Consider the following 15792-nt stretch of genomic DNA (forward strand, 5'->3'; position numbering starts at 1 on the left):
GAGCGCACGGCCACATGACAAAGGTGCCGGTTGTCGCTCTCAACATTTCGCCTCAATAAAGGCTTCAATTCGGGCTATTGCCGACAGGAAAACACGGACGCCAGGAGACCACGAGAACGAGGGGACTTGGACTGCGGGATAGCCGACGGAATCAAGAGAAATGCGGCGGCCGGGCCACACTAGGTGAATACCCAGATTATGTGTATGTTTCTCTCAGCAATTCAGTGTAGTGGGGGTTTCTGAGCTTGCGCGCTGCCCCCGAGCCCTGATCTCTTCTTTGTAGAAAGTGGTTTCCATGAGGGTTCCCTCAGCGATCAGCTGTGTTCTTCTCACCCTGGGCTCGGCGCTGGCCTGATCGCCGGTCCGGGAGCAGCACTCCCGGCGGATGCTTCTGACATCCCACCGGGAACAGCTGCCGCGGGCAGAAGCCCCGAACCGGACAGCATCCCCGAAGAGGAGGCAGCTGCCATCGAGGAGGCAGGAACGACGGGTAAGCACGTACCGTCGACTCCCTGACCGAGCCAACCGAAACAACCGTTGCGCACCCAGACGGCACATTCACCCGCACCTTGAACGCTGAGCCAGTGCACATGGAGACAAGCTCGGGGTGGGCTGAAATCTCCACAGACCTCATCCCGTCGGTGGCCGGAAAGCTGTTCGACCTCTAGGCTTCAGCGACTCCGACGTCTGCGGAGAGGAGTTGCTGGAGCCCCGGATTTGTCCTCCCGCGCCGCGTGCTCGTCTAAAAGTTGTTTAGCGCTGAGACGCAGTCCGGGTGGCCCAAGATTTTGAAACATCAGGGCTTGCACGAATGTCGTACTCTCCTGTGGTCCGACTCGCTGAAGCGTTCATGAGACGTCACAAGGATCGTAAATCGGCAGTCATTGCCTGTTCTGGGTCGAGGAGGGGCGCCGACCTAAGTGGCTGATAGGCAAGGCCGACGCTGTCTCGTCAGTCACGGGTTGCAGGGAAGGGAACTGTTTTTGACGGAACTTTGGCGACTGCCAGATCAGCAGGCAACTGCCATCATCAGCCGCCTGGGAACAGCGACGCGACGTCTTCAGCCGTGCGCACTTTGCCGTTTGATGGTGTGAAGAGCCCAGCAAGCCCTCCACGAGCAGGCAACAATTTCTCGACTTCAGATCGTGCTGATCCACGAGCCGAAGCAGACCCCGCGCTCGACAACGATGAGTAGAGGCGGATCCTGTCGGCTAGAAGGTCATAAAGCCGAATGGCAGCGGGTTGATGTATGAGCGAAATCTTATCGAGCGCTGCCTCCGCAGATTCGACTGGGACCTCCAGCGTCGGAGTCAGAAGACAGCCTAGGACTCGTGCTTTGGGTGATCGGCGTCCCTCAACTTCGAGCTGCCCAAGCAATTGGTTAACATCGCCACGCGGCACTTCACGGGCCTTTCCTGTTTTGACCTCCCATAGGCGTCGCTCACTATAGCGGGCTGTCGTCCACATCCATTTGCAGTCTGTAGCGCTCTGCTCCTTCTGGGACGGTAGCTCGCTCGAAGCCCCACAGAGTAGCGCCAGGATTCGCAGCCCTTCGCACTGATCATCATGTTTGCCGTCAAGGCGGAGGCGTCCCTTTGCCAGAACTGAATCCAGCCTGGGACCCGTTGCCCTTATCCATTCGTCCCAAGCGAAGAAAAGACGGTCGGTTTCGTCGGCCACATTCTGCTGCTCGCTGCTCAAGCCCGCCGCGGGCCCAGCAAGACGCCGAAACCAAGCAGTTCGTGGCCCATTCTCCACAACGTCATCCAAGATGCGTTTCGCTTCGGACTTGCCTGCGGCGCTTCCAGCATCGAAGTGTATGTGAGCCTCAACGTATCGCCAGAAAGCGGAGTGTTCGACTTCACCTACTCTTGCAAGGGTTGTAGCTGCTCGTTGTGCTGCGGATGCAGCACTAGAATGGCTTCCGATCCACAGATCTGTTGAAGCCGTAACCTCGTGATGGGCACTCAATCCTCCTACGCCAGCACTTGCACGGCCTGGGCGCCGCTTCTTTTGTACGGGAGGCGCCGATTGCGATGTCGAGATCGACGGCTGTGGCGGATCCAGCAGATATGCGAGTGAAGCCTGGACGGTTGGTCTCCAGCCCTCCTCGAAAAGTTCAAGAGCCTCCCGAATGTAGGACTGGGCCGTGTCCGGGATGGACCCCCTGACCGCACGGTCTGCCAACACCTGTCCAAACCTCGGATCAAGCCCCACATACAGTGACTTATCGGAGGGTGTGCGGTTGGCTCTTCCCAGAGCCTGGGTCACCCGCTGACCAACCCTATGGCGCATGTGAGTGGCGTCCCCCAAGTAGGCGGCCACGAACCGTTCGAACTCCGTACTTGCCTGGGGAATGCCAACTATGAATACCAGCCGGCAGACTTCCCCGGGTAAGTCGAGGCCGTCGTACCGGCCCGCAGTTATCAGATGGCCGTTTTTCGCTTTGATCCATTGATCGAGTGCCGAGTCATTTCCCGAGCGTAGGCGGTAGGTAGCTTCGCTTGCGTTCAAAAGAGCACGTTCGATGTCGTCGGCTTCGCTGTTGCTTGAGCACAACCACGCGGCACGGCCCTTGGCCGCTCGACTCAGCGTCAAAGCCCACTCAATCACAGGTTCTGAATCCGGCAGATCTGATGTGGGGTTCAGTACTAGTTGGCGGGATCCTGTCTCACCGTCAGGGAGCGCTTGCTCTGGCACCAACCGCTCGATGGACCCAGTGCCAAGACGACGTTGCAGGTCGTCCATGGAGCCGAGCGTTGCTGACATGTATAGGCGTTGTTGCGCCTTGTTGTGCCACTGATTGAGCGCAGTCGGCGGATGATATGGTCGCATTTCTATGGCAGAAGGACCGATGAGGACGCCGCAGCGTTTTAGGCGGCCCTGGATGTCGCCCCAAACATACCTCGGTTCGCCCTTGGTGATAAACGGGGACTGGGCGATTAGGGACTCCACGGGACCACTTACGTCCGCCCAATCACTGAAGGATATTAACTCGGGAGCAGCGCCCGGGAGCGCCGTACCTTCCCTCATAGCCCTAAGCCCTGGATAGTAGTCCCCTCGCGCGAGGATCTTGTCGCAGATAGCCCGGTAAAGGGGTTTGGAAGTCTCACCGGTGTAGGGAATGCGAAGTGTAGTTTGCGCGCTGAGTGCCTGTTCAGCCAAATGAGCGTCATCGAAGATGACTAGATCTGCGGGCTGCGGCACCGGGCGGCTATTGAAATAGACCCAGTAGTTCATCACACCGACGGCCTGAGCTTGATGATAGTCGTCCAGGGCGGAGGGGCCGTACTGCTTGGAGGCAAAGCGAACAGTATCCAGCCCCAGTTTTGCAGCTTCCTGTTCCACATGTTCCGCCAACTGCCTCGTTCCGGTCAGATACGCCACAGACCAACCGCGGTCTAATGCATAGTCTGAAATCAGCAATGCCACGAGGGTCTTGCCCTCTCCGGTGGGCATTTCAATCGCCAAATCCGGTTCGTCGAGGTGCAATTTTGCGTACTGTTGCAGAACGAGCCGTTGTCCGGGCCGCAAACCCTCAAAGGTCAGCGATTCAAAGCTCGACAGTCTTTCTTCGAAATTTGGCTCGAGCTTAGACATGGATGCCCCTTCTGGTGTGCGACTTACCTGTACATTACGTGGGTTCATTGGACCGCAATTGCTGAGGCTACCCCTGTATCAGGGCACAACCATCCCATCACTCTGTTCGACCAGCTGAGTATTCGATGTCCAGTGAGGTGTGTTCTTTTCGAAGATTGCAGGATGGTCTTCCCGCCCCGTAATTGGCGCGACTCCGGAGCCCCTTCCGCGCGAGCCAGCTACGAGACGATTCTGAGTCCTCGTTGGATCGGCGCGAACGCGTGCGAGTTTCGGCCGGATGCTTGACCGACCAATCCAGCGATCTCATCCTGAGTAAGACCGTTCGCGTGGAGGTTTTCCCCAATGGACGCGGCGAGCGACGCTTGCTCCGGGGCTAATTCGTCGCTCCCAGGCTCAGAGGTCTTCCAACCTCGGGCGTTCATCGCCCGATAGAACTTGAGCCGGTCCTCTGTCGAAACTTTCCCGAGTCTGTATGCGCGCTCGAAGAGGGCCTGCATCGAGACTCCCCACTCCCGCTTGAGATCTACGAGTTTGCCGAGAGAAATACCACCGAGAGAGGGCGAGATCACGCGCTCGGGCATTAGAAACTCGGCAGCGAACTGATTGGCCTGCTCTTCCATATCGAGGTCAGCGTAATTGGAATGCAAAACCAAGTGCCCCAGTTCATGGGCCAGGGTTAGGCGCTTTCTGTCCGTCGGCAGAGTTGCGTTCAGAAGTATTACTGGGTACTCGCTTGCCCACTGTGACAGCCCGTCCATCCGCCGGGTACCGAAATCCTCCTCGATAACCAGTACCCCAGCAGACTCGATCCACCGGACGAGATTCCTCACAGGTCCAATTGGCAGGCGCCACTGTGCACGAACGTGAGCTGCAGCCTCAGCAGGCCCCACACTGTCCGGGTCGAAGGTAGGCACATGGTTCTCGGCATGCATGGGCAACCGCTCGAACAGATAGGAAGATTGCATGCGCACGAGGTTTAGGCGTGCTTCCATGCGTTTCCAGTCAGACGCTTTGGTGGATTTCTGTCGTCTCATGTGAGCATCCGCGGCGATAGCGCCCTGGAGCCGAAATGAATGATTTAGAAAGTCCGCCGAAAGACCCAAAGCCTCGCCCAGCTTCGCCAAGGTTTCCTCATCAGGAGTCCGCAAATTGTTCTCATAGCGTGAGAGCGCGGCTTGAGTCACCCCAAGCGCTTCCCGTAACTCCTGTTGCGTGATCCCTGCAGCTTGCCTGGCGGCGAGTATGACGTCACCGATGCCATTCATCAGGAACCTCGCTGCTGTTCTGCTGCGGCAACGATTTGGCTCAGATCCAGAGCAGGGAGGTTGGGCTCAACCGGCGTCCAAGTGATCTCGCTGGTGCCCTCTTCCATTTCGCCTAAGCGGATACACCAGACCGGCCTGTCCATGCGGTCTCGGTAGGAGATGAGAGCATCTCCCATCTTTCGTTCGTCTGCATGCCACATATATCCCATGGCCAACGGGATCAGATCCATAGTTGGGAGTGCGTCATCGGTCGACCAGAACGACCGGGCGCCGTCAGTGGGATAGCTTGAGATGCGATCGCCCGGAAGATGCCGCTTGTAACGTACTACGAAGTTGGCGTTGCCGACGGGAACAACCATTTCCCGTTTGGGTTCTTTGTCCACGATCTGTATCGCGAGTTCTTCGTTGAGCACTTGCTCGTTCATCCTGGCCCAAAGGCGTTCGTGAATGAAGTTTGCGAGGTAGCGTTCCGAAGACGTGGACATCCACTCAGGGTGATCGGAGCGATGTATCTGGTAATCGGCCCGGGTGAGCGCTACAGCGCGCCGGAAGCAGTTGACGAATGGGGACCCGAGCTGGCTGAGGACGTCATCAGCATTTCGCGATGAAAACATACCAGAAAATATACCACACGCGCTTATCATGGTGGATTGCACCTGTCGGACAGGGCCTTGGTTCCCTGTCCGCGCGCCTAGAGCGCATGTGATCCCGTGCCGATCGCGTGGCGAATTAGAAGCTGCCGGGCAGGATTGCAATGAAACCCCCGCCGCGGCGGCCACGCCGATACATCAACACCCATTCTGGGTTCGGAACCTGCCGTGTCTTGTCTCCCATATCGAGATGATCCTGCCACGTGAGGGGCGTGCTCGACCAAGGACTCTTCGGCGTTTTTAGAGAGGAGAGCGGGACCACGGCCCTTTCAGCCGAGCAGCGCGTTCGCTCGGAGCCGCACTGGAGACCGGTATGCAGCAGGGTGGCAGACGGAGAACTGCATGTAACACAAAGGCAGGGCCCGCTCGGACTTTTCCGGTGTTCGCAGGCCGTAAGACTCGTGCTCGGAGTGTGGGAACAGTCGACCTTGAAGGTGTCTCGTACATTCCAGCCGTAATACCCACTGCGGGACGTCTTCACCGAGCGCGAACCAGTCACGATCATGGACGGGTTGGAAACCCAGCGACTGGTACAGGGCGAGCGGCCGTTCAATAAAGCGTCGCACTAGTAATGCTGCGCGCCGTGACAGTCGGCAGCGAGTGGGCGTGTTCGATGACCTGACGAAACAACGGCGCGCCCCACCCCGCTGCCCTGAACAGCAGGATCAGCCGCGAGCTTCCGAAACTCGAGCTCATTTTCAACCGCGATCTCGCTCTACGGCTGCCCCGCGAAGTAAGCGCCACTGCGGCGGCCACCGCGCCGGAGGCTTCGGCCACCCACACCTCGGCGTGCTCCGCCCGCTGTTCGATACTGTCCAGCACGCTCATGTATGGGTTGTCGGCAGCGAAATGCCCAGCCTGGAGGTAGGCCTCCCGGGTGATTCGCCGGACCTCTGAATAGTCGGCCGGCCGTGCTGGCCTGAAAACCAGATTCACTGCCGAGCAGCCCCGGCTCCACCTACCCGGGCAACGTACTGCTCCAGTGGGGCAAGCGCCGGCTGCGACGAAGGGTCACCCACCGCATCAGCCCCGACAGTATTCGCCACCGCCAGCGCCCGGGAATAGTGAAGCCCGGACCGCAGCGCCAGCACCAGCGCCGCGCAAAATGCGTCTCCCGCACCGATGGTGTTCGCCACCGTCGCGGCCAAAGCCGGCGACTCGGCCACCTTCCGGCCGCGCTCGAACATCGCCGAGCCGTCCTTCCCGTACGTCACAGCGACCAGCTTTGCCTCTGCCAGCGCCGGGATCAGCTCGTACTCGGTCTCGTTGACGATCACCAGGTCGCACCGCTCCAGGAGCTCCGCCGGCAGGTCCATCGCGGGGGCCGCGTTCAGAACGAAAAACCCTGTAGAACGCCGTGCTGCCTCCAGCACCACAGGCAGGCCGACTTCCAACTGGCACAGCACAGTCTCGTCCGGCCCAAACGAAACGCCCTCCAGCGAGAAAGCGGAGTTCGCCCCCGGGCACACCACGATCTGGTTTTCGCCGTCGCGGTCCACCACGATCAGCGCGGTCCCGGTCGCGTCGCCGTCGAGCACGGCCACATCGGCCGTGTCAACGCCGGCGCCGGCCAATGCCTCCAGCATCAGTCGGCCCTGGGCGTCGTCGCCCACAGCACCGATCATCCGGGCGCTCCCGCCTAGGCGCGCTGCGGCCACGGCCTGGTTGGCCCCCTTGCCGCCGGGCTGCTGCTGCAGGACGCCGCCGCCGACGGTCTCGCCGGCGGTGGGGAGCCGGTCCGTGGTGGCGATGATGTCCAGGTTGATGCTGCCGACGACGGTGACGGCAGGAAGTCGAGTGCTCATGGGGAAGTCCTATCAGGTCGAGCCAGGGGCGGCTGAATTAGAAAATAGTGTACGCCATGGTTGTACTTGCGCGTCATACGTGGTTGTATAACAACTCACATCCCAAAGGCAGGACCCGCCTGCAGAACAAAGGAGTTTGATGTGAACACCCCAGCCACGGTCGCCACCTCCCCGCCAATCACCTCCGAGGAACAGCCGAAAATCGCCGGCCGCCGCGCCGCCCTTCTCATTTCCACCCTGCTGCTCGGCGTGCTGTCCTTCCAGCTCAACGCCAGCATGGTCACCCCGGCGCTGCCCCAGATCGCGGCCTCCTTCGGCCGGGGTGCCGACAGCGCAGCCCCCGTGCAGTCCATGTTCTTCCTCGCCGGCGCCATCGCCGGCCCCGTCATCGGGCGCTGGAGCGACTTCATCGGCCGCCGCGCCGCCCTGCTCCTGGTCCTCGCCATCATGGGCGCCGGCACCCTCCTCTGCATCGCCGCCCCCACCCTGCCGCTGCTCATCGCCGGCCGCTTCCTGCAGGGCGTCTCCAGCGCGGTCTTCGCCCTCGCCTACATCGTCCTCAGCGAAAACCTGAACGCCCGCGTCTTCGGCACGTCCGTGGGCATCATCGCCGCCATCAACGGGGGAGTGGGCGGCGTGGACGGGTACGTCGGCGGCCTCATGGCCGAGACCCTCGGCTTCCGGTCCATCTTCGCCGTCGTCCTGGTCCTCACCGCCATCGCCGCCGCCTGCATCATCAAAACCGTCCCGGCGGGACGCCCGCAGGGCATACGCGGCGCGATGGACTGGTGGGGCGCCGGATCCCTGTCCGTGTTCCTGGTCTTCATCACATACTTCGTTTCCGGCGGTTCGGCCGACGGCTGGACCGCGCCCAGCACGCTGGGCCTGCTCGTCGGCACCGCCGCGTCCTTCGCCGCCTTCTGGGTGATCGAGAAGAAGCGCAGCCACCCGCTCATCGCCGTCCACCACCTGCGCTCCCGCCAGGTCTGGCCCGTCATCGCCACCACCGTCCTGACCCTCGCCGGCATCTTCGCCATCATCAACTTCACCGTCGTGCTGCTCAGCCAGGACACCAAGAACGGCTTCGGACTCAGCGCCTCCCTGTCCGCCCTGCTGTTCCTGACCCCCGCCGCGCTGATCGGCGTCTTCGCCGCACCCCTCGCCGGCTGGCTCGCCGACCGCCGCGGCTGGATCAAAACCCTCCGCGCCGGCACCGGGCTCAGCCTCGCCTGCGCCATCATCGCGGCCACGTTCGCCGACAACCAGGTCGCCGTGCTGATCGCCGTCGCGTCCCTTGGCATCTTCTACAACGGCTTCTTCCTCACCGCCATCAACGGACTCTCCGTGCTGCTCTCGCCCAAGGAGGCACCCGCGGCCCTGCCCGGCATCAACGGCGCCTCCTTCGGCATCGGGGCGAGCCTCGGCGTCGTTCTTGTGGCCCCGTTTGCCGCCCAGGCAACCTCCGCCGGCTACGCCACCGCCCTCTGGATCTCGGTGGCCATCACCGCCGCCGCATTCATCGTCAGCCTCTTCGTCGCCGCCCCCAAGGGCGAGTCCGTCTAACAGCCACACCCAGCACCAACCGAAAGAAGAACCATGACCACGCCCACCAGCCACCCGTTCTACCTCGACTGCGACACCGGCATCGACGACGCCCTCGCCCTGGCCTACCTGCTCGCTACCCCGCAGGCCCACGTGCAGGGGATCGGCACCGTCAGCGGGAACGTCAGTGCCGCCGTCGGCGCCCGGAACACCCTGGACCTGCTCCAGCTCGCCGGGCACGCGCACATCCCCGTCGCCGTCGGAGCCCACGACCCCCTTGCCGGTTCCTTCGGCGGCGGGGCGCCGCACGTCCACGGCTCCAACGGCATAGGGGAGGTTTCGCTGGAGGCGGCCTCCGTTTCGCTGGCGTCCGAAACCGCGGCCGAGATGCTGGTCCGGCTCGCCCACGAACACCCCGGCACACTGCGGGTCCTGGCCATCGGCCCGCTCACCAACATCGCCGAGGCCCTGCGGCTCGAGCCCGACCTGCCCCGACTGGTGGAGGGGATCACCATCATGGGCGGCGCGGCCCTGGCTCCGGGGAACCTCACGCCGGTGGCGGAGGCGAACATCGCCAACGATCCCGAGGCCGCAGCCCTTGTGCTGTCCGCCGACTGGAACGTGACCCTGGTGCCGCTGGACGTCACCATGTCCAATGTGCTTGAGGAACGCCACCGGCAGGAGCTGCTGGCCTCATCCGGTCCTGTGCCACGGGCGCTGGGGGAGATGCTCGGCTACTACTTCCGCTTCTACGAGAGCCAGTTCGGCCGGGCCTGCTCCGCCATGCACGACCCCCTCGCCGCGGCGCTCGCGGTGGGCGGCGTTAAAGCCGCCGTCGCCCCGGTGGTGCATGTCGACGTCGACACCACCGATGGTCCTGGCTGCGGCCAGACCGTCTGCGACATGCGTGGGCTGTACATGGACTACCCGGAGCAGCCTGAAGCCCGCTGCCGGGTGGTGCTGTCGCTTGAGGACGACTTCGCGCCGCACCTGGTGGAGGTGCTGCTGTCGTTTGGCGGCGCGGAAGGTACGACGGCGGGCCTCGCCGGGGCGGTCTCACTCACCTAACGTCCACCCCACCCCTTGGAGTTTTTGCCCAGGTATGCAGACCTACGAACGATTCAAGCCAGCATAGACGGACAACAACTCCGGGGGTGGGGCCAGTGTTGGAAGTCGCTATCGGCGCTGGGCCACGAGGACGAGGGCGCAGGACGCCAGCACACCGGCGAGGGCGAAACTGAGCATGCCCGTGAATGAGCCTCCGCCGGACTGGATCAATGCTCCGCTGACAATCGGCCCGATGGAGAAGCCGGTGCCGATCATAAGGTTGGTGGTGTTCATCAGGTGGCCTCCGCTGGAAAGGGAGGACAAGGTGGACAGCAGGTAGGGCAGGATGAAGGTCCAGGCGAACTTGAAGATCACGGCGGCGATGGCGAACTGGATCAGGGCCGGTGAGCCGAAGAGCAACGCGATGCTTACCGCCATGCCTGCGTAACCTGTCGCCAGGTAAAGCTTTCAGTGTGGCGACTCACCGAGGGCGGTTGCAACGAGGGCCGACAGTATCCCGGCGACAGTGGCCAGGGACAGAACAAGGCTGCTGGCGGAAAGGTCGATTCCGGAGCCTGCCAAGATCTGGGCTATGAATGACCAGACACCGCTGAGCGCAATGTAGAAGAGCAGCACCGCGGCCATCCCCGCAGCTGCCTTGAGGACAGGCGCCCGTTTCACTTTGTCAGCAGCAACGGGGGCCGCGGTCCGCAGCGCTTCCCCGTCGATCCGGTTGACGACAAGCAGGCACAGCACTGCGAGTCCGGCGAGGGTCCAGTAGATCGCCGCAACGTCTGCTGCCGCGAACAGTGACGGGAAGACCGCCAGAATGAGTGCTCCCATGGCCAGTTGGAAAACGACGAATATTCCGAATGCCCGGCTGGGGTTGGCGGTTTTACCGCTGAGGGTCAGGATGATCACCGTGATGGAGCCAGCCGCGACGCTGGTCACCACCCTGGAGATCATCAACAGGCCAAAGTCGTCCACAAAGCCCGAGACGACGTTGCCTGCAATGACGATGGCCGTGAAGATGTAGCTCGCCGTTCTCAGGTTCATCCGGCGGAGCCATAGATAGGCAGGTACGGTCGCCAGGCTGAAGGCCCCAAGCTCCAGCGAGAAGAGCGTCCCCACCTGGACCGGGGTCAGGCCGAACTGCTCGATCAGCTTGCCCGCAATGACAGGGGCAATCAGCAGAACGGTGTACAGGACTGCACTGAATACAGCGATATAGGCGTACGTCCCCTTGTCCGAGGAGACGGTAGCCGGAGCGGCTTGTGCGGTAGTGGTCATGGTCACTGTCTTTCGGGCAGGACGAAGCGGCGAAGGCCGCCGTCGGCGGGAAATTGGGGAAGTGGTCCCTGCGGGCGGTAAGGAGCAGGGGTAATGCGAACCGTCAGGCGCGCTGCGCTGCGCGCCCTTCGGCCGGGGTTGCTGAGGGATCCGTTGACTCGGCATCGAAGACCTTGCGGCCGGCGAACCAGGTCTGCCGGATTTTGATGTGCGCGATTTTTTCGATGTCGATCTCGTACGGATTGTCACTCAGGATGATGAAATCAGCTGACTTTCCCGGGGCCAGGGAGCCGGTGACATCATCCACGCCCATCGCCTCGGCGGAGTTCGTGGTGTAGACCCTGATGGCTTCCGGGAGGGTAATGGCCTGTTCGGGCCAGAGTGTGCCCGGGAATTGTCCCGTTGGGTCCTGCCGGGTGACCAGGCCGTAAATCCCCTCCCAGACGTTGGGCGACACGCTGACCGGCCAGTCCGAGCCGCCCGCGATGCGGGCACCGGCGTCCATAAGGGAACGGTTGGGCTGCATCTTGGACGCCCTTTCCGCTGGCAGCACGGTAGCGATGGCCTCGGAGATGACGCCGGGGAACCACAACGAGGGGGAGATGTCGGCGGTGACATCGAGTTCAGCAAACCGGGGGATGTCTTCTTCTTGGACGAACTGGCCGTGGGCGATGTGGTACTTCGGCTTTGTGCGTCCTGCTGCGCGGATCTTGCCGACCGTGTCAAGCACCAGCCGGACCGACGCATCCCCGGTGCAGTGGATCTTTGCGGAAATACCCCGTTCGGCCGTGCCCATAAGCCAGCGCTCAAGTTCTGCTGCAGGCATGGTGGTGCCTCCGCAGTGGCACTCCGGAAAGCCGACGCCGGACAGATACGGTTCAATGAATGCTGCAGTCCCCGCCGGCGGAACCCCGTCAAGGAAGATCTTGATGAAGTCCGGTCTGTGGTGCTCGGACCGCGTGTCCTCGCGGTGGGCGATGATGCCCTCTCCGAGGGGAGTGGTGCCGAAAATAAAATCGTTGGCCTGCATGGAAGTCACCACCCATGCAGAGAGTTCACCGGAGTCGTCCAGCTCTTTCAGTGCCTGCAGTAGCTGGAGGGACGAGGCCGCATCCTGGAACCCCGTGATGCCGTAGGTGTGCAGAATTTCGATACCGCGCGCTGCGGCCCGGGCCAGGTCCTGCCTGGACTGGGGCTGCAGCCGCGCCACCGTCTGTTCGATGAGGACGCCCCCAGCCTCGATGAGGACACCAGTGGCACGCCCCGAAGCGTCCCGCATAATCTGGCCGCCTTCAGGATCCGGCGTGCCCTCGTCGATTCCGGCCAGTGCCAGGCCTCGGGAATTTACCCACCTGTTGTGCTTGCTGTCGTCTTTCAGGATGGCCGGCCGTCCGCCGGCCGCCGCATCAAAGCGGGCCAGGGTTTCCACGGAGTTGAGTTCTGCGAGGAGACCGGAACCCCAGCTCCCGCCGATCACCCACTCGTCCGGGCCCAGCCTCTTTGCGTACTCCACGACGGCGCTGAGGAGATCATCGAGCGATTTGTTGGGCGCCTCGTTGAGCTCGAACAAATCCATTTGCCCTGCCAGCATGTGGTGGTTGTGGACGTCCAGTAGTCCGGGCATTACATAGGCGCCCACGAGGTCGAGGACGTCTGTGCCCGGTCCAGCTGCAGCCTCGGCAGACGAACCGACGGCGAGGACCTTCCCGGCTTTGACGGCGAGTGCCGTGACTCGAGGGTGTTCATCGTGCAGGGTGTCGATGACGCCGTTGATCAGAAGAAGGTCAGCTGTGTTGTTCATAACCTCAGTCCCTAAAGGTGTGTTGGATCACAACACTAAGTTGCGGGACTCTTGGTTACTTGACTCTCCGTGCACGGCTTTTGGAAATCCGGGCAGGCCTGAGGCTCAGGACTGGAGCGACTGCATTCCCGAGAGGTGGCCGGCGCGGTCGGCGACGAGGCACTTGGCCAGGTAGAAGGGGCGGTTCGCGTACCGGACGTACTGCGTCAGCACGAGGACCGGGTCCGAAGCCCGCAGGTCCAGCAGCTTCGCACGGCTTGGGCCGACCTGGCTCAGGCTGATCTGGCACTCGCCCGGCCCGAGTCCCCGGCCACTCGCCTTGGTGAGGGCGGCAAGCAGGGTGGTGCCGCCGTCGTCGTTGACTTCCAGCGGCGCGGCGGTGCTGCCGGCGACGCTGACCGGCTGGGCGGAGAATGCTTTCCTGCAGGTCCGCGACGGGCTCGCCGTCGCGGATCAGGACGGACTCCCAGAGCCAGACGTCGCTGCTTGGTTCGACGCCGACGCCGGGCGCTGCGAACTCGGAGGCCGGCTGCCGTACCACCTGGACGCGCTTGATCTCGAGGTGCTGGCCGGGGCCGCCGAGGCCTGCAGGGTGTGACGCGTTTGTTGGACAAGTGGCCCGCGCTACCCCGCCAAGGCGCGCGCTTCATGACGTATGAGCTGACGCAAAGCGTTTTCGGCCGCACACTATAAGCGGCAGGATGTTCTGCACCGGCTGGGCTTCCGGTCGGTTTCGTCGATGGCGACCAAAGGCTTGGGGGTCCTGTTGAGGCAACTTTCACAACTTCTCGAGCTAAGGAATACCCATTGCAGATCAACAAACAGACGCTAAAAGAGGACGGGTTTACCGGGTTCCGATCGTTCGAGCAGCTGGAGATCAACCGCGTGCCGCAGGCTCCCGGAATCTATGCAGTGCTTAAACCCGATGGCTTCGAACCGAGGTTCCTTGCGAAGAGCAATGGAGGCCGCTTCAAGAGGCGGGATCCGTCCCTCCTCCAAGCCACTTTGGAAACGGAGTGGATCGAGGATGCGGACGTCCTCTACATCGGGAAGGCAGGTCCAGGAAGCACTGGCAATCGCGGACTCCGAAAGCGAATTCAAGAGTTCGCCGACTTCGGCCGCGGGAAGCCTGTTGGTCATTGGGGCGGGCGGCTCATCTGGCAGCTCGCCGATTCCAAATCGTTAATCATCGCGTGGAAGGAGTTGGCAGCAGCTGAGGTGAATTCTGCCGAAGCCACCTATCAGGCGAAATTCATCAGAATTTATGGAAGATTGCCCTTCGCCAACCTGGTCCAGGCCAGGGCGAAGTGCGTCTGAACGCCTGAGCGGCGCAATAAGAGGAATCTGCCCGGCCGGGGTCTGCTCGGTTCCGTCATGAGTCGGCGAACGGGCTAGAAAACTGGAGCTTATGCCCTCTACGGCCTCCGAAGATCCACAGCCGCTACTGCTGCGTGCACTGGCTTGGACGTTACCGCGCTTTGGAGCCCACATTCCCGGCCAGCAGCAGCCGTTCGAAGGGTGAGGCCGAAGGGGGAATCCGGGTAGCTGACTGTGCGCCGCGTGAACGGCGCGGCGCACGGTGCACTTCGCACTAGATCCGTGCGGATTCCTTCTCGCGGTCGGCCGTCTTGTAGGACTCCCAGAAGGTGGCCCCGGTGATGCCGAGGGGCCGCGGGTCAAAGACCGGGTCAACGCCGAGCTTCTGCTGGCGCTCGAAGTCCTTGAGCGCCTTGAAGGCGGGCTTCTGCAGGATCAGGATGCCGACGATGTTCAGCCAGGCCATGAGGCCGACGCCGATGTCGCCCATCACCCACGCGTCAGCGGTAGTGTTCATGCAGCCGTAGGCGGCGGCGATGAGGATCGCTGCCTGGAGGGCGACTGTCGTTGCGCGGCCGACGCTGGTTCGGACACCCGGAATCATCTTGCTCGAGGAGTTGCCCACGAGGAAGCGCAGGTTGGTCTCCGCCATGTAGTAGTAGGCGATGACCGTGGGCAGGCAGAAGAAGATCAGCGTGATGGCGATGAACGCGGCGCCGAAACCGGGGAAGACGGAGTCGAAGCCGGTCTGCACGAACTGGGGCCCGACGGTAGCCGTGGCCGAGAGCAGGCCGCCCTCGGCGAGGATCTCGCCGTCTTCGCTGCCCCCGGAGAAGACGCGGTAGGCGCCGGTCGAGAGGATCAGGAAGCCGGTGGCCGAGCACACGAACAGCGTGTCGATGTAGACCGCGAAGGCCTGGACCAGGCCCTGCTTCGCCGGGTGTGACATCTCTGTGGCAGCCGCGGCGTGCGGGCCCGTTCCTTGGCCGGCCTCGTTAGAGTAGACGCCGGGTTTGACGCCCCACATGACCGCCAGGCCGATGATGGCGCCGAGGGTCGAATCCATGCCGAAGGCGCTGCGGAACACCAGCGAGAGGATTTCCGGCAGCTGGGCAGCATTGATGAAGACGGCGATCAGGGCAAGGATGATGTAGCCGACGGCCATGAGCGGCACCACGAACGCTGCGACGCTGGCGATCCGCTTGACACCGCCATGATGACAAGCGCCAGGACGATGATGGAGCCGATGGCGACGACCCACGGGATGGTCGCTGCGCCGCCGATCGCGGTGGCCATCGAGTTGGTCTGGACACCCGGCCCCACAAAGTGTGGGTGTTGGTCCATTTGGCCATCTCCCGGGCGGCATCCCGGCGTGCGCCTGAGGCCGGTGGAATCGCGCGATAAAACTGTGAGTCCGGGAGTTGCCGCTCCGCATCGGGCTGACTGCGGCCCTGACCGTGCTGCTGGCCTGGGCG

General features: G+C 62.6%; 14 protein-coding genes. 4 read left to right on the forward strand and 10 right to left on the reverse strand.

Annotated features, from left to right (window positions below; all coding sequences use genetic code 11):
• Positions 1–1029: 1029 nt before the first annotated feature.
• From ACIP90_RS13065 to ACIP90_RS13085, 5 genes are all read right to left on the reverse strand, one after another.
• Positions 1030–3600: a helicase C-terminal domain-containing protein gene (locus ACIP90_RS13065; protein WP_400579749.1), complete on the reverse strand. Its 2571-nt coding sequence runs from the start codon at positions 3598–3600 to the stop codon at positions 1030–1032.
• Between the two features lie 218 nt (positions 3601–3818).
• Complete coding sequence (locus ACIP90_RS13070) at positions 3819–4865, reverse strand: helix-turn-helix domain-containing protein (RefSeq protein WP_400579750.1); 1047 nt, start codon at positions 4863–4865, stop codon at positions 3819–3821.
• Positions 4865–5350: a hypothetical protein gene (locus ACIP90_RS13075; RefSeq protein ID WP_400579751.1), complete on the reverse strand. Its 486-nt coding sequence runs from the start codon at positions 5348–5350 to the stop codon at positions 4865–4867. The genes ACIP90_RS13070 and ACIP90_RS13075 overlap by 1 nt, the downstream gene beginning before the upstream one ends.
• 714 nt (positions 5351–6064) lie before the next feature.
• The gene (locus ACIP90_RS13080) at positions 6065–6343 is read right to left on the reverse strand and encodes a hypothetical protein (protein WP_400579752.1); all 279 of its coding nucleotides are present in this window, start codon (positions 6341–6343) and stop codon (positions 6065–6067) included.
• Positions 6344–6447: 104 nt separating this feature from the next.
• Positions 6448–7320 carry a ribokinase gene (locus ACIP90_RS13085; RefSeq protein ID WP_400579753.1) on the reverse strand — a complete coding sequence of 291 codons (873 nt, stop codon included), beginning with the start codon at positions 7318–7320 and terminating at the stop codon, positions 6448–6450.
• Positions 7321–7461: 141 nt separating this feature from the next.
• On the opposite strand from ACIP90_RS13085, the gene ACIP90_RS13090 reads away from it, so the two are divergent.
• Both ACIP90_RS13090 and ACIP90_RS13095 read left to right on the forward strand, forming a co-directional pair.
• On the forward strand, positions 7462–8883 hold the full coding sequence (locus tag ACIP90_RS13090) for an MFS transporter (protein ID WP_400579754.1): 1422 nt from the start codon (positions 7462–7464) through the stop codon (positions 8881–8883).
• A gap of 33 nt (positions 8884–8916) precedes the next feature.
• Positions 8917–9930, forward strand: a complete 1014-nt coding sequence (locus ACIP90_RS13095) for a nucleoside hydrolase (RefSeq protein WP_400579755.1) — start codon at positions 8917–8919, stop codon at positions 9928–9930.
• 108 nt (positions 9931–10038) lie between these two features.
• On the opposite strand, the gene ACIP90_RS13100 is transcribed toward ACIP90_RS13095, so the two are convergent.
• The 3 genes from ACIP90_RS13100 to ACIP90_RS13110 form a co-directional block, all read right to left on the reverse strand.
• Entirely contained in the window at positions 10039–10347 is a 309-nt protein-coding gene (locus ACIP90_RS13100) for a hypothetical protein (RefSeq protein WP_400579756.1), read from the reverse strand.
• Positions 10348–10377: 30 nt separating this feature from the next.
• Positions 10378–11199 carry an MFS transporter gene (locus ACIP90_RS13105; protein ID WP_400579757.1) on the reverse strand — a complete coding sequence of 274 codons (822 nt, stop codon included), beginning with the start codon at positions 11197–11199 and terminating at the stop codon, positions 10378–10380.
• A gap of 103 nt (positions 11200–11302) precedes the next feature.
• Positions 11303–13000 (reverse strand): amidohydrolase, encoded by a 1698-nt coding sequence (locus ACIP90_RS13110; protein ID WP_400579758.1) that lies wholly within the window; start codon positions 12998–13000, stop codon positions 11303–11305.
• A 322-nt stretch (positions 13001–13322) separates the two neighbouring features.
• On the opposite strand from ACIP90_RS13110, the gene ACIP90_RS13115 reads away from it, so the two are divergent.
• Positions 13323–13598 (forward strand): hypothetical protein, encoded by a 276-nt coding sequence (locus ACIP90_RS13115; RefSeq protein WP_400579759.1) that lies wholly within the window; start codon positions 13323–13325, stop codon positions 13596–13598.
• A 209-nt stretch (positions 13599–13807) separates the two neighbouring features.
• Entirely contained in the window at positions 13808–14317 is a 510-nt protein-coding gene (locus tag ACIP90_RS13120) for a hypothetical protein (protein ID WP_400579760.1), read from the forward strand.
• Positions 14318–14591: 274 nt separating this feature from the next.
• Here the strand turns inward: ACIP90_RS13120 and ACIP90_RS13125 are convergent, their stop codons facing one another.
• Both ACIP90_RS13125 and ACIP90_RS13130 read right to left on the reverse strand, forming a co-directional pair.
• On the reverse strand, positions 14592–15494 hold the full coding sequence (locus tag ACIP90_RS13125; RefSeq protein WP_400579761.1) for an alanine:cation symporter family protein: 903 nt from the start codon (positions 15492–15494) through the stop codon (positions 14592–14594).
• Positions 15452–15661, reverse strand: a complete 210-nt coding sequence (locus ACIP90_RS13130; RefSeq protein WP_400579762.1) for a hypothetical protein — start codon at positions 15659–15661, stop codon at positions 15452–15454. Before ACIP90_RS13130 ends, ACIP90_RS13125 begins: the two co-directional genes overlap by 43 nt.
• Between the last annotated feature and the right edge of the window lie 131 nt (positions 15662–15792).

The sequence above is a fragment of the Arthrobacter sp. NPDC093139 genome, assembly GCF_044754165.1.
Classification (GTDB): Bacteria; Actinomycetota; Actinomycetes; order Actinomycetales; family Micrococcaceae; genus Arthrobacter.